The organism is Allobosea sp. TAB14 (genome assembly GCF_052113865.1).
Classification (GTDB): domain Bacteria; phylum Pseudomonadota; class Alphaproteobacteria; order Rhizobiales; family Beijerinckiaceae; genus Allobosea; species Allobosea spartocytisi.
Window position 1 is genome coordinate 1 of the sequence record NZ_JBFRDQ010000017.1, and the last position, 19,031, is coordinate 19,031.

The 19,031-nt window shown below is 66.9% G+C and carries 15 protein-coding genes; 10 read left to right on the forward strand and 5 right to left on the reverse strand.

Annotated features, from left to right (window positions below; translation table 11 throughout):
- On the forward strand, positions 1–187 hold a 187-nt coding region (locus AB4Y99_RS03920; protein WP_441522449.1), incomplete at its 5' end, for a DNA translocase FtsK.
- Between the two features lie 138 nt (positions 188–325).
- On the opposite strand, the gene AB4Y99_RS03925 is transcribed toward AB4Y99_RS03920, so the two are convergent.
- Both AB4Y99_RS03925 and AB4Y99_RS03930 read right to left on the reverse strand, forming a co-directional pair.
- A complete protein-coding gene (locus tag AB4Y99_RS03925) occupies positions 326–772 on the reverse strand; it encodes an RbsD/FucU family protein (RefSeq protein ID WP_133565805.1) in 447 nt (148 codons plus the stop codon).
- On the reverse strand, positions 766–1,743 hold the full coding sequence (locus AB4Y99_RS03930) for an aldo/keto reductase (RefSeq protein WP_441522450.1): 978 nt from the start codon (positions 1,741–1,743) through the stop codon (positions 766–768). Before AB4Y99_RS03930 ends, AB4Y99_RS03925 begins: the two co-directional genes overlap by 7 nt.
- Before the next feature lie 190 nt (positions 1,744–1,933).
- Between AB4Y99_RS03930 and AB4Y99_RS03935 the strand changes: the two genes are divergently transcribed.
- Positions 1,934–3,283 (forward strand): amidase, encoded by a 1,350-nt coding sequence (locus AB4Y99_RS03935; RefSeq protein ID WP_441522451.1) that lies wholly within the window; start codon positions 1,934–1,936, stop codon positions 3,281–3,283.
- Positions 3,284–3,357: 74 nt separating this feature from the next.
- On the opposite strand, the gene AB4Y99_RS03940 is transcribed toward AB4Y99_RS03935, so the two are convergent.
- Positions 3,358–4,695, reverse strand: a complete 1,338-nt coding sequence (locus tag AB4Y99_RS03940) for a dicarboxylate/amino acid:cation symporter (protein ID WP_038367244.1) — start codon at positions 4,693–4,695, stop codon at positions 3,358–3,360.
- Between the two features lie 206 nt (positions 4,696–4,901).
- Between AB4Y99_RS03940 and AB4Y99_RS03945 the strand changes: the two genes are divergently transcribed.
- From AB4Y99_RS03945 to AB4Y99_RS03980, 8 genes are all read left to right on the forward strand, one after another.
- On the forward strand, positions 4,902–6,743 hold the full coding sequence (locus AB4Y99_RS03945) for a sensor histidine kinase (protein ID WP_441522452.1): 1,842 nt from the start codon (positions 4,902–4,904) through the stop codon (positions 6,741–6,743).
- A gap of 11 nt (positions 6,744–6,754) precedes the next feature.
- The gene (locus AB4Y99_RS03950; protein ID WP_370954784.1) at positions 6,755–8,116 is read left to right on the forward strand and encodes a sigma-54-dependent transcriptional regulator; all 1,362 of its coding nucleotides are present in this window, start codon (positions 6,755–6,757) and stop codon (positions 8,114–8,116) included.
- Between the two features lie 213 nt (positions 8,117–8,329).
- On the forward strand, positions 8,330–9,922 hold the full coding sequence (locus AB4Y99_RS03955) for an ABC transporter substrate-binding protein (protein ID WP_441522453.1): 1,593 nt from the start codon (positions 8,330–8,332) through the stop codon (positions 9,920–9,922).
- Positions 9,923–10,045: 123 nt separating this feature from the next.
- A complete protein-coding gene (locus AB4Y99_RS03960) occupies positions 10,046–11,398 on the forward strand; it encodes an ABC transporter substrate-binding protein (RefSeq protein WP_441522454.1) in 1,353 nt (450 codons plus the stop codon).
- Between the two features lie 301 nt (positions 11,399–11,699).
- Entirely contained in the window at positions 11,700–12,710 is a 1,011-nt protein-coding gene (locus AB4Y99_RS03965) for an ABC transporter permease subunit (protein ID WP_038367236.1), read from the forward strand.
- Between the two features lie 58 nt (positions 12,711–12,768).
- Positions 12,769–13,680, forward strand: coding sequence for an ABC transporter permease subunit (locus AB4Y99_RS03970; protein WP_441522455.1), 912 nt, complete (start codon positions 12,769–12,771; stop codon positions 13,678–13,680).
- Positions 13,681–13,684: 4 nt separating this feature from the next.
- Positions 13,685–14,704, forward strand: coding sequence for an ABC transporter ATP-binding protein (locus tag AB4Y99_RS03975; protein WP_038367232.1), 1,020 nt, complete (start codon positions 13,685–13,687; stop codon positions 14,702–14,704).
- The gene (locus AB4Y99_RS03980; RefSeq protein ID WP_038367230.1) at positions 14,701–15,681 is read left to right on the forward strand and encodes a peptide ABC transporter ATP-binding protein; all 981 of its coding nucleotides are present in this window, start codon (positions 14,701–14,703) and stop codon (positions 15,679–15,681) included. Before AB4Y99_RS03975 ends, AB4Y99_RS03980 begins: the two co-directional genes overlap by 4 nt.
- Positions 15,682–15,755: 74 nt before the next feature.
- Here the strand turns inward: AB4Y99_RS03980 and AB4Y99_RS03985 are convergent, their stop codons facing one another.
- Both AB4Y99_RS03985 and AB4Y99_RS03990 read right to left on the reverse strand, forming a co-directional pair.
- Entirely contained in the window at positions 15,756–16,454 is a 699-nt protein-coding gene (locus AB4Y99_RS03985; protein ID WP_113251833.1) for an SDR family oxidoreductase, read from the reverse strand.
- 277 nt (positions 16,455–16,731) lie between these two features.
- Positions 16,732–19,023: a glycoside hydrolase family 31 protein gene (locus tag AB4Y99_RS03990; RefSeq protein WP_142023313.1), complete on the reverse strand. Its 2,292-nt coding sequence runs from the start codon at positions 19,021–19,023 to the stop codon at positions 16,732–16,734.
- Positions 19,024–19,031: the final 8 nt, after the last annotated feature.

Genomic DNA, 19,031 nt, shown 5'->3' on the forward strand with positions numbered 1-19,031 from the left:
CGTCGTGCTGCGCGACAAGAAGGCCTCGACCTCCTACATCCAGCGCCGCCTCCAGATCGGCTACAACCGCGCCGCATCCATCATGGAGCGCATGGAAAACGAGGGCATCGTCGGACCCGCCAACCACGCCGGGAAACGCGAGATCCTCGGGGAAGGCCCCCGTCCGCGCGACGACGAGGAAGAGTAACGCCCGTCATTGCGAGGAGTACGGCGACGAAGCAAACCAGGGGCAGCAGGGCTGAACCGTTCGCCTTAGCCCACTGGATTGCTTCGCTACGCTCGCAATGACGGCACAGGCACAAACGCGCGAAGCGTTCAGCGCCTATTACCCCGCGATGACGCCCTTCCTGAGCAGGAAGCAGCCATAGGGGCGGGCATCGCCGACCTGCACGACGCCGAAAGCCTTGCGGGCCGCCTCGTAGAAGGCGAAGCGCTCGATGCCGGGCAATGGCGTCGGTGCCGCTGCCGCCTGCGCCACCACGGCTTCGACCTCCTTCTGCACCGCCGGCACGGCCGCAGCATCGCCGACGACGAGCATGCGGCGGATCGGATCGGGCTCGAAATCGTCGATCGGCAGCACAGTGAGGACGGCGCGCACGACCTCCGCCATGGCGAGGCCCGGCAGGCGGACGATGCGTCCCGAGGTGGTCGCCCGCGCGATCGTCTCGGCCGGATGGTTGGCGTCGACCACCGCGAGATCGTCGCCATGGCCCATCGCTGCGAGCAGCCAGAGCAAATCGGGACCGAGGATCGGGTCGATGGTCTTCAGCATGCCGGCACCGGGGCGTGATCGGGGATGAGCTTTTCGGCCTTGAGATCCACCCAGAGAGCGTTCGGCACGGGGCGGGCCACGAGGTCGAGATTGCGCGCGACCTCGTCCGGCGTCACGGCGCCAAGCACGACGGTCGCGACCGCGGGATGGGCGCCGGCAAAGGCGAGCGCCGCTTGCGGCAATGCCACGCCATGGGCGGCGCAGACCGCCTCGATCCGCGCGACCCTGGCGAGGATCTCGGGCGGGGCGGGCTTGTAGTTGTAATAGGCGCCTTCGCGGGCGCCGGTCGCGAGGATGCCGGAATTGAAGACGCCGGCCAGCATCACCGCGATGTCCTTCTCCAGCGCCAGCGGCAGGAAGCCGTCGAGCGCGCCCTGCTCCAGCAGCGAATAACGCCCGGCCAGCATCATCACGTCGAAATCGCCGGCGCGGGCGAAGCGCTCGCACATCTCGGCTTCGTTGACGCCGACGCCGATCGCCTTCACCGCACCGGAGGCGCGTAAGCGATCCAAGGCGCGGTAGGCGCCGTCCATGGCCTCGGCGAAGCGCTGCTCCATTCGCTCGCCATGGGTCCAGACGTCGACATCATGGATCAGCAGGATATCGACATGGTCGGTGCCGAGCCTGAGCAGCGACTGCTCCAACGAACGCATCGCGCCGTCATAGGAATAGTCGATCACCGCCGGATGCGGCAGGCCGCCACGATAGCCGGAACCGTCCGTCTTCGGCTCGCCCGGCTTCATCCAGCGCCCGACCTTGGTCGAGAGGATCACGCTCTCGCGCGGAACGCTTCGCAAGGCCGCGCCGATGCGGTGCTCGGAAAGGCCATGGCCGTAGAGCGGCGAGGTATCGACCAGATTGATGCCGGCCTTGAGCGCGGCGACCACCGTCGCCTGCGCCACCCCTTCATCGAGATGCTGGTAGAGATCGCCGAGCGGCGCGCCGCCGAAGCCGATCAGGCTGGGCTTCATGCCGGCGATCGGCCGGCCCATTGTCGTTGCGCCCAAATCCGTATGACTCCCCAAAGCCCCGCGATGTCCTGCCCCCGCGTCGGGCGGCGCAGCAAACCATGTCCGTAGCGGAAATCAATCGCCCGTCCAGCGGGACTCTGTTAGGCGTCGAGCCTCGAACCAACCGACCTGGCACCACGGCGAGCTGACGATGACCGAGACCCTTTCCGCCCTGCAGCACGCGCTTTCCACTGGCCGCACGACCTCCGAGACCCTGACGGAAGCCGCTCTCGCCCGCGGCGGCACGGGCGAAGGTCCGCGCGTGTTCACCGGTCTCTATGGCGAGCGGGCGCTGGCTGCGGCGCGCGCTTCCGATCTGATGCGCAAGGCCGGCTTCGYCCGTTCGGCACTCGAAGGGCTGCCGATCTCGATCAAGGATTTGTTCGACGTCGCCGGCGAGACGACCAAGGCCGGCAGCGTCGCATTGGATGGTGCACCGGCTGCAACGGTAAACGCTCCGATCGTCGACCGGCTTCTGGCAGCCGGCGCCGTGCTGGTCGGCCGGACCAATATGACCGAATTCGCCTTCTCGGGGCTCGGCATCAACCCGCATTACGGCACGCCGCTCAATCCCTTCGACCGCGCCGGCGCGCGCATTCCCGGCGGCTCGTCCTCGGGTGCGGCGGTGTCCGTGACGGACGGCATGGCGGCCGCCGCCATCGGCACCGACACGGGCGGCTCGGTGCGCATCCCCGCCGCGCTCTGCGGCATCRCCGGCTTCAAGCCGACGGCGCGCCGCGTGCCGCGCGAGGGGTGCGTGCCGCTCTCGGCCAGCCTCGATTCGATCGGCCCGCTGGCGCCGAGCCTCGCCTGCTGCGCCTTGCTCGATGCCGTGCTGTCCGGCTCAGGCGAGAGCGTCCCGGCCCCGGCCGAACTCGCCGGACTGCGCCTTGCCGTGCCGACGACGCTGGCGCTCGACGGTCTGGACGACACCGTGGCAGCGGCCTTCCGCCGCGCGCTCGACACGCTGTCGCGCGCCGGGGCGCATATCAGCGAGATCGCCGTGCCGGAATTCGCCACGCTCGGCAGCCTTCAGGCCAAGGGCAGCTTTGCCGGTGCCGAGGCCTGGCACTGGCACCGTGCGCTGATCGCCGAGGCCAGCGACCGCTACGACCCACGCGTGCTGGTCCGTATCCAGCGCGGCGCCAAGATGGCGCTGGCGGATTATCTCGATCTGGTCGCGGCGCGCAAAGCCTGGATCGCCGCGGTCGGCCAACGCCTCGCGGATTTCGACGCGCTGGTGATGCCGACCGTGCCGGTGATCGCGCCGCGCATCGCCGATCTCGCGGAGGAGGCCGCCTATGGCACGACCAATCTCCTGATCCTGCGCAACCCGACGCTGATCAATTTCCTCGACGGCTGCGCGGCGAGCCTGCCCTGCCATCGCCAAGGCGAGGCGCCGGTGGGCTTGATGGTGGCCGGCGCCGGCGGGCAGGATCGCCGCATCCTGGCGATCGGACAAGCGATCGAGGCGGCGCTTGCCCCTTCTCGCGCCGCCTGAGGCTCCGAACAGAAACGCCGGCCGGACCTTCTGGTCCGACCGGCGCATCGTGATACCCGAAGAACCGCCGTGCCTTATTCGGCCGGCAGCGGCAGCGGCGCGCCATCCTCGCTGGTGACGACCGCGCCGCTCAGCGCCGCGTGCAGGCGGTTCTGGTCGAGCTCGCCTTCCCAGCGCGCCACGACGATGGTCGCCACCGCGTTGCCGATGAAGTTGGTCACCGCGCGGCATTCCGACATGAAGCGGTCGATGCCGAGGATCAGCGCCATGCCGGCCACCGGGACGGCGGGGACGACCGAAAGCGTCGCGGCCAGCGTGATGAAGCCCGCGCCGGTGATGCCGGCCGCGCCCTTCGAGCTGAGCATCGCGACGAGCAGCAGCAGCACCTGGTCGCCGAGCGGCAGGTGGATGTCCATGGCCTGCGCGATGAACAAGGCCGCCAGCGTCATGTAGATGTTGGTGCCGTCGAGATTGAAGGAATAGCCGGTCGGGATGACGAGGCCGACGACGGAGCGCTTGCAGCCGGCCGCTTCCATCTTCTCCATCAGGCTCGGCAGTGCCGCCTCCGAGGACGAAGTGCCGATGACGAGGAGGATCTCCTCCTTGATGTAGCGGATCAGGGCGAAGATCGAGAAGCCGTTGTAGCGGGCGACTGCGCCGAGCACGACGAGGATGAAGATCGCCGCCGTGAGGTAGAAGGTCAGGATCAGCATCGCGAGATTGGCGACGGAACCGATGCCGTAGCGGCCGATGGTGAAGGCCATGGCACCGAAGGCGCCGATCGGGGCCGCCTTCATCAGGATCGCGACCAGCTTGAAGATCGGCGAGGTCAGCGCCTGCAGGAAATCGAGCACCGGCTTGCCGCGCTCGCCCACCATTGAGAGCGCAAGACCGAAGAGAACCGAGAAGAACAGYACCTGCAGGATGTCACCCGAGGCGAAGGCGCCGACGATCGTGTCCGGGATGATGTTCTGCAGGAAGCCGACGACGCTGGAATCATGCGCCTTGGCCGCATAGCTCTGAACGGCCTTGGCATCGAGGCTGGCCGGGCTGATGTGAAGCCCCGTTCCCGGCTGGATGAGATTGCCGACGATCAGGCCGACGATCAGCGCCAGCGTCGAGAAGACGAGGAAGTAGATCATCGCCTTGCCGGCGACGCGCCCGACCTTCTGCATATCGGTCATCCCGGCGATCCCGGTCGAGACCGTCAGGAAGATCACCGGCGCGATGATCATCTTCACCAGCTTGATGAAGGCATCGCCGAGCGGCTTCATCGAGGCGCCGGTTTCCGGCCAGAAATGGCCGAGCGCGATGCCGAGCGCGATCGCGACGAGCACCTGGACATAGAGCTGCTGGTAAAGCTTCTTCGGGCGCGCCGGCGCAGCCGTCGCGGGTTCAAAATGGGCAGCCATCGTTTCCTCCGGTGGGCTTTTGTTTGGCTTGATCTAAGCGAGTGATTTTTCGCAAGCCGCGTGCCAGCCGGATCAAACTCAGAAAACGAAACGATATCAGACCTCTAGATTCTTCGTCGTATTTTCTACCGCGCTATTCATGCGAAAATCCGCACAATCTTTTGTTGCGCAATGCGGAAATCCGCCCATGATCGGGCATGGGCTTCATGCAGCGCACCCTACCGCAAGCAGGAACCGCCGCTTCACCGGGCGGCTGGAGCTGGCTGGCCTTCGGGCTCGCGGCGGCGATCCTGCTCGCCATCGGGCTGATCGCCGCCGGCGATCTCGGCCGAAGCCGCGCCATCGAGGCCGTGAATGCGCGCGCGGAGGACGGCACCACGCTGGCCATCGCGGTCCTGCGCGGCGAACTGGAGAAGCAACGCGCTCTGCCGATGATCCTCGCCCGCGATCCCGATGTCCGCAGCGCGCTTTCGGGCAACAGCCGTCATGCGCTCGACCTCAAATTCGCAAGCATCGCGCGGGAGACGCGCACGGCCGTGATCTACCTGCTCGACGTGACCGGGCTGACCATCGCGGCGAGCAACTGGGACGAGCCGACGAGCTTCATCGGCAACGACTATGCCTTCCGCGACTATTATCTCGGCGCGATCCTGAAAGGCTCGGCCGAGCAGTTCGCGCTCGGCACGGTCAGCCAGCGCCCGGGCCTCTACATCACCAGCCGGATCAATGACGGCGACAGGCTGCTCGGCGTCATCGTGGCCAAGGTCGAGTTCGACCGGGTCGAGGCCGATTGGCGCGCGCTCGGCGGCCAGATCTACGTCGCTGACGAGCGCGGCGTGGTGCTGCTCTCGACGGTCCCCGAATGGCGCTTCCATGTCGAGGCCCCGCTCGACGAGGACACACAGAAGGACATCCGCCGCTCGCTGCAATTCGGCGAGGCACCGCTCAAGCCGCTGCCGCTGGCGCCGGATGACGACCTCGTCCAGAGCACCGCCCCGACGCGCGGCCTCAACGTGATGACCCGTCGCGACGTGCCGACCACCAGTTGGCACATCGACATGCTGCTGCCGGTCGACCAGGCCATCCGCGCCGAGCAATCGCGTTTGCAGACGCTGGTCGCACTCGTGCTGCTGCTCGGGCTGCTGCTGGCCGCGTTCCTGCTGCGCCGCCGCCAGCAGGCGGCGATGCGCCTGCTGGCGGCGGCGCAGGCGAAAGCAGAGCTCGAACGGCACGTCGCGGAACGCACGGCGGAACTCGCGGGCAGCAACCGCAAGCTCGTGGAGGAGATGGCCGAGCGCGCCCGCGCCCAGGAGCGGCTCGCGGATACGCGCGAGGAACTCGCCAAGGCGAACCGGCTGGCGACGCTCGGCCAGGTCACGGCCGGCGTCGCCCATGAGATCAACCAGCCGCTCGCAGCCTTGCGCACCTATGCCGAGAACGCCCGCGCCTTTGTCGCCGGGCGCGACGAGAGCGCCGCGACAGGCGCGCTCGGCAAGGTCATCGGACTGACCGAACGGATCGGCGCCATCACGGAGACCCTGCGCGGCTTCGCCCGGCGTGGCAACGGCAGGCTCGAACCGGTCCTGCTGAGCGAGGCGGTCGCAGGCGCGCTGATGATCCTCGATGCGCCCCTGCGGCAGGCCGGCATCGCGCCGCAGGTCGATGTGAGCCCGCCAGGGTTGCGGGTGCTCGCCCGGCATGTCGAGCTGGAGCAGGTGCTGGTCAACCTGCTGCGCAATGCCGTCGAGGCCGTCGAGAGCGCCGACCCTCGACCAGCACCGCCGTTGCTCTCGCTCGGCATCCGCGACGCGGGCGAGGAGGTTGCGATCACCGTCGCCGATCGCGGCCCCGGCCTCGACGAAGCGGCGCTTGCGGCGCTGTTCACCCCGTTCCGCAGCTCGAAGCCGCGCGGCCTCGGCCTCGGCCTCGTCATCTCGCACGACATCGTCACCGCCTTCGGCGGCACGCTGACGGCGTCGTCGCGGCCGGGGGACGGCTGCGTCTTCACCATCACCCTCCGGAAAGCCTCGTCCGGCTCCAACCCATGACCCCAGCTTCGATGACACGCGCGCCCGATCTCGCCGGCCTCGACATCGCCTTCGTCGACGACGACGAGGATCTGCGCGAGGCCAATGTGCAAGCCCTGCAGATCGCCGGCTTCAAGGCCGCCGCCTTCGCCTCGGCGGGCGCGCTGCTGGCCGAGATCGGGCCCGGCTTCGCCGGCGCGGTCGTCAGCGACGTCCGCATGCCCGGCATGGACGGCATCGAGCTGTTCCGCCGCCTCAAGGCCCTCGACGCCGATATCCCGGTCGTGCTGATTTCCGGCCATGCCGACATCGCCATGGCCGTCGCCGCGATGAACGAGGGCGCCTATGATTTCATCGCCAAGCCCTATGCCGGCGAGCGGCTGAGCGAGACCTTGCGGCGTGCCGTCGAGAAACGGGCACTGGTCCTCGAAAATCGTAGGCTGCGCGCGCTGACGGCATCGGCCGAGAAGGACGAGGGGCTGATCGGCGAGACGCCGGCGATCTCGCGGCTGCGCCAGACCATCCACGACCTCGCCGATGTCGAGGTCGACGTGCTCGTGCTGGGCGAAACCGGCACCGGCAAGGAGGTCGTCGCCAATCTGCTGCACCGGCTCGGCCGGCGCCGCGACAAGCCCTTCGTTGCGCTGAACTGCGGCGCCCTGCCCGACAGCGTCATCGAGGGCGAACTCTTCGGCTACGAGCCCGGCGCTTTCACCGGTGCGCAGAAGAAGCGCATCGGCCGGATCGAGCATGCCAGCGGCGGCACGCTCTTCCTCGACGAATTGGAGAGCATGCCGACGAGCGCACAGGTCAAGCTCCTGCGCGTGCTGGAGATGCGCGAGATCACGCCGCTCGGCTCCAACGACACGCGCAAGGTCGATCTCAGGGTGGTGGCCGCGACCAAGGTCGATCTCGGCGACCCCGCCCAGCGCGGCGATTTCCGCGAGGATCTCTATTACCGGCTGAACATCGTCACGCTTCGCCTGCCGCCGCTGCGTGAGCGGCGCCGCGACATCCCGCTGCTCTTTGCGCATTTCCTCGGCCGCGCCGCGCGCAAATATGGGCGGGAGGTTCCCCGACTCGACCGCTCGGTCGAGCGCCACCTCGTCGAGAACGACTGGCCGGGCAATGTCCGCGAGCTCGTGCATTTCGCCGAGCGCGTCGCGCTCGGCCTTGCCGGCGACCTGCCGATCACGGCGGCGCGYGAGGATGCGGGCGCGCTCAGCCTGCCCGAGCGCCTCAACGCCATCGAGGCGAACCTGATCCGCGAGGCGCTCGAGGCCCATCGCGGCGATGTCAGGGCGACGCTGGAGGCGCTGGGGATTCCSCGCAAGACCTTCTACGACAAGCTCGCGCGCTACGGCATCACCCGCGCCGCCTATGAGAGCGAATGACGGGCGGACGCAACGGCTTCAGATAGCACAACGCTGTCGTTTACTGTCATTCCCGGAGAATTTCCTCCCACCTTTAGAACGACTGTTCCCGACCCTTTTCTTTCAATAAGCTGTGAACAAGGCGGCCCGGGGAATTCCGCCCACGGAGCTTCCGATGCAACGGGGCCATAACCCCGCCTGACAGAGGCGGGGAAGGGTTGAGGAGAGTTTCACATGAAGAAATTGCTGTTGGCGACGCTGTCGGCGTCCGCCCTCATGGCGGCGCAGCCGCTCATGGCCAAGACGCTGGTCTATTGCTCGGAAGGGAGCCCCGAGAATTTCGCGCCGAGCGTCAACACGACCGGCACCTCCTTCGACGCCGGCACGCAGATCTACGACACGATCGTCCAGTTCGAGCGCGGCGGCACCAAGGTGCAGCCGGCGCTTGCCGAGACATGGGACATCTCGGCCGATGGCCTGACCTACACCTTCCACCTGCGCAAGGGCGTGAAGTGGCAGTCCAACAAGGGCTTCAAGCCGACCCGCGACTTCAATGCCGACGACGTGATGTTCATGATCGAGCGGCAGTGGAAGGAGGACAACCCGTTCTTCAAGGTCACCAGCTCGAACCACTCCTACTTCAACGACATGGGCATGCCSAAGYTGCTSAARTCGGTCGAGAAGGTCGAYGACTACACCGTCAAGGTGACGCTGAACCAGCCTGAGGCGCCCTTCCTCGCCGACCTCGCCATGCAATATGCCGGCGTGCAGTCGAAGGAATATGCCGATGCCATGCTCAAGGCCGGCACGCCCGAGAAGCTCGACCAGGACCCGCTCGGCACCGGGCCGTTCTATCTGGTGCAGTACCAGAAGGACGCGATCATCCGCTACAAGGCGTTCCCGGAATACTGGGGCGGCAAGGCCAAGATCGACGACCTGATCTTCGCGATCACGCCGGACGCTTCCGTGCGCTGGGCCAAGCTCCAGAAGGGCGAATGCCATGTCATGCCCTATCCGAACCCGGCCGATCTCGAGGCGATGAAGAAGGACGCCAATGTCCAGATCCTCGAGCAGCCCGGCCTGAATATCGGCTATCTCGCCTACAACACCACCAAGAAGCCGTTCGACAACGTCAAGGTGCGCCACGCCGTCAACAAGGCGATCAACAAGAAGGCGATCATCGACGCGGTCTATCTCTCCAGTGGCATCCCGGCGATCAACCCGATCCCGCCCTCGATGTGGTCCTATAACGAGACCATCAAGGACGACCCCTACGATCCGGAGGCGGCCAAGAAGGAGCTCGCCGAGGCCGGCTACCCGAACGGGCTGGAGATCGACCTCTGGGCCATGCCGGTGCAGCGCCCCTACAACCCCAACGCCAAGCGCATCGCCGAATTGATGCAGGCGGACCTCGCCAAGGTCGGCGTCAAGGCCGAGATCAAGACCTATGAATGGGGCGAGTACCGCAAGCGCATGCAAGCGGGCGAGCACCAGACCGGCATGCTGGGCTGGACCGGCGACAATGGCGACCCGGACAACTTCCTGCACACGCTGCTCGGCTGCGACTCGGCCAAGACCAACGGCTCGAACGTCGCCAAATTCTGCTACCAGCCCTTCGAGGAGCTGGTGACGAAGGCGAAGACGGTCACCGACCAGGCCGAGCGCGAGAAGCTCTACCAGCAGGCGCAGGTGATCTTCAAGGAGCAGTCCCCCTGGTTCACCATCGCCCATGCGATCCAGCTCAAGCCGGTCCGCAAGGAAGTGAAGGACTTCAAGCTCTCGCCCTTCGGCCGCCACACCTTCTACGGCGTCGATATCGCGAACTGAGCTGGCGCAAGTCATGCATCAATGACGGATGCGGCCCGGCGGGCCGCATCCTTTTTCGGGCGGGAGACGACGGGGCGAGCGCCCTGCGCCAGATCCCGCCCTTTTCCATCGAGAGAAACCGCCATGGCCGTTCGCGCTTGTACAGCCGCCCTTGCCCTCGGGCTCAGCACCCTCCTGCTTCCCGCCGCCGCCCGCGCGCAGGCGCTGGTCGTCTGCACCGAGGCCAGCCCCGACTTCCTCAATCCGCAGTTCAGCAGCCAGAACACCGCCTACGACGTGGCGGCGCAAGTCTATGAGCGGCTGACGGCGACGGAGCGCGGCGGCTCGCAGATCATCCCCAGCCTCGCCGAATCCTGGACGATCTCGGATGACGCGCTGACCTACACCTTCAAGCTGCGCAAGGGCGTGAAGTGGCATGCGAACAAGGCCTTCACGCCGAGCCGCGACTTCAACGCCGACGACGTGGTGTTCTCCTTCGGCCGGATGCTCGACCCCGCCAATCCCTACAACAAGGTCAGCAACGGCAACTACCAGTTCTTCGACGAGATCGTGAAGCCAAGCCTCGCCTCAGTCGAGAAGGTCGACGACTACACCGTCAAGCTCACGCTGAAGAAGCCGAACTCGCCGCTGCTCAGCGCGCTCTCCGTCGAGCCCATGTCGATTCTTTCGGCCGAATATGCCGCCGCGATGAGCAAGGCCGGCACGCCCGAGCAGGTCGATTTCGCTCCGATCGGCACGGGCCCCTTCTCGCTGCTCTCCTATCAGAAGGACGCGACGATCCGCTTCAAGGCGGTGCCGGACCATTGGACCAAGGCCGCCGGCAACCGCGACCGCATGGCGCTGGTCAGCGACCTGATCTTCGTCATCACGCCGGACGCCGCCGTGCGCTTCGCCAAGGTCAGGTCCGGCGAATGCCAGATCGCGCGCTATCCCAACCCCGGCGACCTGCCGGCGATGAAGGCGGACCCCAACCTCACCATCGCGCAGGGCAGCATCGCCGACCAGAGCTTCCTCGCCTTCAACGAGCGCAAGAAGCCCTTCGACGACCGGCGCGTGCGCGAGGCGCTGGCCTATGCCACCAACATCCCGGCGATCATCGACGCGGTCTATCAGGGCACCGGCAAGGCGACCGCGGCGGCCGTGCCGCCGGCATTGTGGTCGCATGACGACGATCTGAAGCCGCGCGCCTACGATCCCGAAAAGGCCAAGGCGCTGCTCAAGGAGGCGGGCCTGCCGAACGGCTTCGAAACGACGCTCTGGGCCATCCCCGTCGTGCGCGCCTATATGCCGAACGGCCGGCGCGCCGCCGAGCTGATCCAGGCCGACTGGGCCAAGATCGGCGTCAAGGCGACGATCCAGACCTTCGAATGGGGCGAGTACCTCAAGCGCGGCCGGGCCGGCGAGCACGAGGTCGGCATGTTCGGCTATAYCTGGGACGGCGGCCAGCCTTTCTACGGTGTGTCGATCGCGAAATGAGGCGCCGCGCCGCTTGGCGGCGCCTGTCCTCACAGATCGTGCCGGCGCTGCATTCATTGCCGCGCCGGCACAAGACTCGATCATATTATTGCGCATGCACGGCCATATCTTCGCAAGTCTTGCATTCCGACCGCCGCGACGTACCGCGCGGTACTAAGAGTGCCCGCGATTCTTCAACAAGGCCGGCTTGATCTTTCGTCCAATCTGGTGTTTGCGCTGCGCCGGATTTCGAACTTGAATAAAACGACAAGACAAAACGCCGCGCACCGCGACCGTGCCGGCCGATAAGGCTGGAAGAACCATGCTCCGCTTCATCCTGACCCGGGTCAGCCTCGTGATACCGACCTTCATCGGGATCACTTTGCTCGCCTTCTTCCTTGTCCGGCTCGTCCCCGGCGACCCGATCGAGACCATGGCGGGCGAGCGCGGCATCGACCCGGCCCGCCATGCTCAGCTCGTCAAGGAATACGGCTTGGACAAGCCGCTGCTGACCCAGTACGGCGTCTATATCGAGCGCGTCGTCCAGGGCGATCTCGGCAAGTCGATCGTGACACGCGAGAACGTGCTCTCCGAATTCGGGCAGCTTTTCCCGGCCACCATCGAGCTCGCGCTCTGCGCCATCCTGATCGCGCTGCTCCTCGGGCTGCCGGCCGGCATCATCGCGGCGGTGAAGCGGAACTCGATCTTCGACCATGGCGTGATGGGCATCTCGCTCACCGGCTATTCGATGCCGATCTTCTGGTGGGGTCTGCTGCTGATCCTGCTGTTTTCGGTGCAGCTCGGCATCACCCCGGTCTCCGGCCGGATCGCGGTGCAGTACTTCATCGAGCCGGTCACCGGTTTCCTCACCATCGACAGCCTGCTGGCCGGCGACACCGACGCCTTCTGGTCGGCGCTGTCGCATCTCGTCTTGCCGGCGATCGTGCTGGGCACCGTGCCGCTCGCCGTCATCGCCCGCATGACCCGCTCGGCGATGCTGGAGGTGCTCGGCGAGGACTATATCCGCACGGCCCGCGCCAAGGGCATGGCACCGATCCGCGTGGTCGCCCTGCATGCGCTGCGCAATGCGCTCATCCCGGTCGTCACCGTCATCGGCCTGCAGGTCGGCACGCTCTTCACCGGCGCGATYCTGACCGAGACGATCTTCTCCTGGCCSGGMGTCGGCAAATGGCTGATCGAGGCGATCAGCCGGCGCGACTATCCGGTCCTGCAAGGCGGGACCTTGCTTCTTGGAATGGTGGTGATGAGCGTCAACCTGCTGGTCGACCTGCTSTACGGCCTGATCAACCCGCGCATCAGGCACGCCAAATGACCCGCACTCCATTCGAGTCCCGCGCCCGCCGGAGCCGTCGCCCAAGGAATTTTCGCCCATGAGCGCCGAAACCCTCGAAGTCCCTGCCGTCGCTGCGCCGAGCGGCGCACCGCCGCATCCCGTCCGCGAGTTCTGGAGCTACTTCAGCGCCAACCGAGGCGCGGTCGCCGGGCTCGTCGTCATCGTGCTGGTGCTGCTCTGCGCGCTGTTCGCGCCGCTGATCGCCCCGCACAACCCGGACCTGACCAATAATACGGTCTTCCTGAAGCCGCCATTCTGGCAGGAGGGCGGCTCGCTGTCCTACCCGCTCGGCACCGACGCGATCGGCCGCGACATCCTTTCGCGCCTCATCTTCGGGGCGCGGCTCTCGCTGGTCATCGGCATCGCCGTGGTGGCGCTCGCGATCGTCGTCGGCGTGGTGCTCGGCCTGATCGCCGGCTATTTCAAGGGCGTCGCAGACATCGTCATCATGCGCTTCATGGACATCCTGATGACGATGCCGAGCCTGCTGCTCGCCATCGTCATCGTCGCGATCCTCGGSCCCGGCCTGATGAACGCSATGCTSGCSGTCGCCATCGTSGTGCTGCCGCATTACGTCCGCATCACCCGCGCCGCCGTCATCACCGAGGCGAGCAAGGATTATGTCGTCGCCGCCAAGGTCAGCGGCGCGCAGACAGTCCGGCTGATGTTCTCCGAGATCCTGCCGAACTGCGCCGCCCCGCTCATCGTGCAGGCAACGCTCGGCGTCTCCACCGCGATCCTCGATGCCGCCGCGCTCGGCTTCCTCGGGTTGGGCGCCCAGCCSCCGACRCCSGAATGGGGCACGATGCTSGCCGATGCSCGYGAATTCGTGCTGCGCGCCTGGTGGGTCGTCACCTTSCCGGGCCTTGCCATCCTCATCACCGTGCTCGCCTTCAACCTTCTCGGTGACGGCCTGCGCGATGCGCTCGACCCCAAGCTGAAGCGCTGATCCCATGCCCCTGCTCGAAATCGAAAACCTCAGCGTCGAATTCCCGACCTCCCAGGGAACGCTGCGCGCCGTCGACCGCATCGACCTGACCCTCGACGAAGGCGAGGTGCTCGGCGTCGTCGGCGAATCCGGSTCCGGCAAATCAGTCACCATGCTCGCGCTGATGGGCCTCGTCGGCTATCCCGGCCGCGTCCGCGCCGACAAGCTGCGCTTCGACGGCCAGGACCTGCTCACCATGTCCGCGCGCCAGCGCCGCCAGCTGACCGGCAAGGACGTGGCGATGATCTTCCAGGAGCCCACCACCAGCCTGAACCCCTGCTTCACCATCGGCTTCCAGCTCGCCGAGACGCTCCGGAAGCATGAGGGCATGGACGGCAAGGCGGCGAAGCACCGGGCGATCGAGCTTCTGGAACAGGTCGGAATTCCCGCCCCGGAAAGCCGCCTCAAGGCCTTTCCGCACCAGCTCTCGGGCGGCATGAACCAGCGCGTCATGATCGCCATGGCGATCGCCTGCAATCCCCGCCTGCTGATCGCCGACGAGCCGACGACGGCGCTCGACGTCACCATCCAGGCGCAGATCCTCGAATTGCTGATGTCGCTGCAGCGCGAGCGCGGCATGGCGCTGGTGCTGATCACCCATAATATGGGCGTCGTCGCCGAGACGGCGCAGCGCATCATGGTGATGTATGCCGGGCAGATCATGGAGGAGCGCAAGGTCGACGCGCTGTTCGCCGATCCGCAGCATCCCTATTCCGCCGCCCTGCTCGCCGCCTTGCCGGAGCGCAGCGAGCATGCGAGCCGCCTCGCCACCATTCCCGGCATGGTGCCGGGCCTGAACGACCGGCCGAAAGGCTGCCTGTTCAGCCCGCGCTGCGCCTATGCGACCGACCACTCGCGCGCTGTCCAGCCGGAGCTCCGGAACTGGGCGGACGGGCGCGTGCGCTGCCACTATCCGCTCGGCGACCCGAACCGGGATGCGGAGCGCGCCCGCGACGACCGCTCGACGACGGAGGCGACGCGATGAGCAACCCCGTCATCGAAGCCCGCGAACTCACGCAGACCTACCCGGTCAAGCAGGGGTTCTTCCGTCCGCCGGCACAGTTGCAGGCAGTGAACAAGGTGTCGTTCTCCGTCGAGGCCGGGCGCACGCTGGCCGTCGTCGGTGAATCCGGCTGCGGAAAATCGACGCTGGCCCGCATGGCGACGCTGATCGAGGCCCCGACCTCGGGCGCGCTGATGCTGGACGGGCTCGACGCGGTGCACCCACCCGCGAGCGAGCGCAAGCGCCTGCGCCGCACCGTGCAGTTCGTCTTCCAGAACCCCTATGGCTCGCTCAACCCGCGCAAGAAGATCGGCACGATCCTGGAAGAGCCGCTCAAGATCAACACTGACCTGTCCAAGGCCGAGCGGACCGAGAAGGCGCGTGCGATCATGGCCAAGGTCGGGCTCAGGCCCGAGCACTACGCCCGCTATCCGCATATGTTCTCGGGCGGCCAGCGCCAGCGCATCGCGATCGCGCGCGCGCTCATCCTCTCGCCCAAGCTGGTGGTGGCGGACGAGCCGGTCTCGGCGCTCGATATCTCGATCCAGGCGCAGGTGCTGAACCTGCTCGCCGACCTGCAGGACGAGCTGAAGCTCGCCTATCTCTTCATCTCGCACGATCTCAGCGTCGTCCGGCACATCGCCCATGACGTGATGGTGATGTATCTCGGCAATGCCATCGAGCATGGCCCGAAGGAGCGCATCTACGCCCGGCCGCTGCATCCCTATACGCAGGCGCTGCTCGCCTCGACGCCACGCGTCGGCGGGGCCAAGCGCGAGCGCATCGTGCTGCGCGGCGAACTGCCCTCCCCGCTCAACCCGCCGAAAGGCTGCGTGTTCTCGACGCGCTGCCCCTTCGTGACCGATCGCTGCCGGGCCGAGCGCCCGGAGAAGCGCGAGATCGACGGACGGCAGGTCGCCTGCCACTTCGCCGAGGATTTCCTGGCGAAAGCGGCTTAACTCCGCAAAACACTGTCATTCCGGGAGAGGCCGAAGGCCTGGGCCCGGAATGACGGCGGGGCAAAAGAACCCGCTCAAATCCCCTTGGTCACGCCACCGTCGACCCGGATGTTCTGACCGGTGATGTAGCCGGCATCGGGCGAGAGCAGGAAGGCGACCGTGCCGGCGATCTCGTCGGCGCTGCCATAACGCTGCATCGGCACGCTGGCGCGCCGCGCATCGGTTGCCGGCAGGCTGTCGATCCAGCCCGGCTGGACGTTGTTGATGCGGATGTTGTCGGCGGCGTATTTGTCCGCATAGATCTTGGTGAAGGTCGCGAGCCCGGCCCGCGCCATGGCCGAGGTCGGGAACATGTCGCTCGGCTCGAAGGCCCAGGCGGTCGAGATGTTGACGATCGCGCCGGATTTCTGCTGCTGCATCACCGGCGTGACCAGCCGGATCGGCCTGACCGCACTGAGGAAATAGACGTCGAGGCCCTTCTGCCAATCCTCGTCGGTGAGATCGAGGATCGGCGCGCGAGGGCCATGGCCGGCGCTGTTGACCAGCGCGTCGATCCGGCCCCAGCGGTCGAGCGTGGCGTCGACCAGCCGCTTGACATCGTCGTTGGACTGGTTCGAGCCGGTGATGCCGATGCCGCCCAGCTCGGCGGCCAGCGCCTCGCCCTTGCCCGAAGAGGACAGGATCGCGACGCGATAGCCGTCCTTCGCCAGCCGCCGCGCCGCGCTCGCGCCCATGCCGCTGCCGCCTGCGGTGACGATCGCTACCTTGTCCATGTCCTGCTCCCGCGCCTGATCGCTGCGAATAGGCGGCTATTCTTGGACGGTGCGTCCGCATAGCGCCACAGCAAAGCTGCATGAGCCGGTTCGCGAAGCCGCATGGCCGCGGCCGACGGACGTGGCGCAGCGGTCCAACACGATGAAACTCCGCGTCATCCCGGACAAGCCGCGAAGCGGCGTCGATCCGGGATCCATCGTGAGGCAGTGCGCTCTAAGATGGATCCCGGATCTCCGCTTCGCTGCGTCCGGAATGACGGAGTGTTTCCGATCGACCTCAGCGCGGGCCGACCGCCTCGCCGATCTGCCGGATGGCGATCCGGTCGACGAAGGGAGCGTCCGCCCCCTCCTGCTCGATCGCGATCTCGCCGCCGCGCACGCGGAAGCGGATGACCGTTCCGCCAGCGCCGCGCCAATCGACCGTCTCGCCGTCGTCCTCGTAGAGTTCGCCGGTCGCGCCCTCGACGAGACCGCAGACGAGCACCTCGCGCTGGTCGTCGATGCCCTCGGGATTGCCGAGCGGGATCAGCGCGCCGGCGCGCACGAAGACCGGCAGGCGGCCGAGCGGAGCCGCCACGGTCGCGACCGCGCCGCCGGCAAAATGCTTGCCGTCATGCCAATCATACCAGCCGCCTTCGTGCTCCGGCAGGTAGATGCTGCGCTCGCGCGCGCCCTCCTCCAGCACCGGCGCGACCAGCACGTCCGGGCCTAGCATGAAGGCGTCGTCGGCCTTCGCCGCTATCGCGTCCTTCGGGAAATCCCAGAGCAGCGGGCGGATCGCCGGGGTGCCGTCGCGGCTGGCGCGCCACATCAGCGTGTAGAGATAGGGCATCAGCCGGTAGCGCAGCGCGATCGCCTCGCGCACCTGCGGCACCATTTCCGGATACATCCAGGGCAGGTTGACGACGCCGTCGTCGTTCCAGGAGTTCATCACCATGCGCGGCCAGAGCGAGCAGAACTCGTTGAAGCGCACGAAGAGCTCGGGGCCGGGCGTCGGGCCATGGAAGCCGCCGACATCATGGCCGATCGAGAACATGCCCGACAGGCTCATATTGAGCCCTTGCGTCAGGTTGTAGCGCAGCGTCTTCCAGGCGGTCTCGTTGTCGCCCGACCAGGTCTGGGCGTAGCGCGAGATGCCGGCGCAGCCACCGCGCGTCACCGAATACTGGCGCTTGGCCGGCTGGCGCGCGACCTGAGCCTCATAGGAGAGCTTGGTCATCAGCAGCGGCTGGGCCGGACGCGCCAGCGCCTGGCGGAAGGGGCGGCCGTCGCCGTCGCAGACGGCATCCTCATCCCAGATCTCGTATTCGTTGTTGTCGTTCCAGACCGTGGTGAAGCCATAGTCGAGCAGCGCGGTCTCGATGCCGTCGCGCCACCAGGCCCGGCCCTTCGGGTTGGTGTAGTCGAGATGGAAGCCGAGCCCGTCCCAGAACTGGGCCACCGCCGGCTCGCCCGTCTTGCCGTCCTTGACCAGGAAGCCGCCGTCGAGCGTCTCCTTCAGGCGCGGATGGTCGTCGAGCAGGCAAGGTTTGAGATTGGCGACCGTGAAGATGCCGGCGTCGTTCAGCCGCTGCATCGTCGCCTTCGGATCGGGGAACTTGTCGCGGTTCCAGTTGAAGGCGTAGCGGCGATGGCCGATCTGCGTGTAGCCCGAGCCGAAATGGAACGAGTCGCAGGGGATGCGATGCGTCTCCAGCTTGCCGATGAAGTCGCTGATGCGGGCATCGGCATCCGGCGCGTCGGCGATCGCCATGGAGGTGACGCCGAAGCCGAAGGACCAGAGCGGCGCAAAGGCCTGTCCGCCGGTCAGCCAGGAGAAACGGCGAACGACGTCGGGAACGGTCGGGCCGGCCATGACGTAATAGTCGAGATCGCCGTCATCGCCTTTCCAGGAGCGGAACAGGCCGTGATAATTGTCGAGCGTGCAGCCGAAATCGACGCTGCCGGTGGCGAGGTTGTCGTAATACAGCCCGTGCGCGCCCGCCGGCCCGTCGACGATGAAGAAGGGCAGCATCTTGTAGAGCGGGTCGGACAGTTCGGCGTCGAAGCCGCAAGGGTCGACCGCATCGATGGCGAAGCGGCGGCCGGTGCGATCGAGCGGACCGGCCTTGTCGCCGAGGCCGTAATGCCGCTCGGTGTAGTCGCGGGCCATGAAATGCGCGACCGCGCCGGTGCGCGGCGAGACCAGATAGGCCTGCGTCGTGCGATCCTGCAGGAAGGGCTTGTCCTCGCCGGCACGACGCCAGGCGATGCCGAAGGGCGAGAGCGTGACCTCGGCGGCGAGACCGCCGGCCGACAGCGTGACCTTGCCGTTCTCTTCGCTGACGCTCGCCTTGGGGCAGGAGAAGCCCTCGAGGCTGTCGCGCAGACGGCCCTCATAGGCCGGCTCCAATCCGCCGGGCGCGATCGACCAGCCGCGGTCGAGGCGGTAGCCATCCTGCGGCTTCAGCGTCACCCGGCCGATATCGCCTTCGAGGATGCGCACAATGAGGGTGTGGCCGAGCCCGACATCGAACAGGGCAGCTTCGCCATCGCGGCCGAGATAACGGCCTTGCGTGAGGGCTTTCATGGAATCTC

Excerpts from the sequence above, each read along its gene's own strand:
- AB4Y99_RS03925 (WP_133565805.1), bottom strand. The coding sequence starts at position 772 with ATGCTGAAGACCATCGACCCGATCCTCGGTCCCGATTTGCTCTGGCTG.
- AB4Y99_RS03930 (WP_441522450.1), bottom strand. The coding sequence starts at position 1,743 with ATGAAGCCCAGCCTGATCGGCTTCGGCGGCGCGCCGCTCGGCGATCTC.
- AB4Y99_RS03945 (WP_441522452.1), top strand. The coding sequence starts at position 4,902 with ATGCAGCGCACCCTACCGCAAGCAGGAACCGCCGCTTCACCGGGCGGC.
- AB4Y99_RS03980 (WP_038367230.1), top strand. The coding sequence starts at position 14,701 with ATGAGCAACCCCGTCATCGAAGCCCGCGAACTCACGCAGACCTACCCG.
- AB4Y99_RS03985 (WP_113251833.1), bottom strand. The coding sequence starts at position 16,454 with ATGGACAAGGTAGCGATCGTCACCGCAGGCGGCAGCGGCATGGGCGCG.
- AB4Y99_RS03990 (WP_142023313.1), bottom strand. The coding sequence starts at position 19,023 with ATGAAAGCCCTCACGCAAGGCCGTTATCTCGGCCGCGATGGCGAAGCT.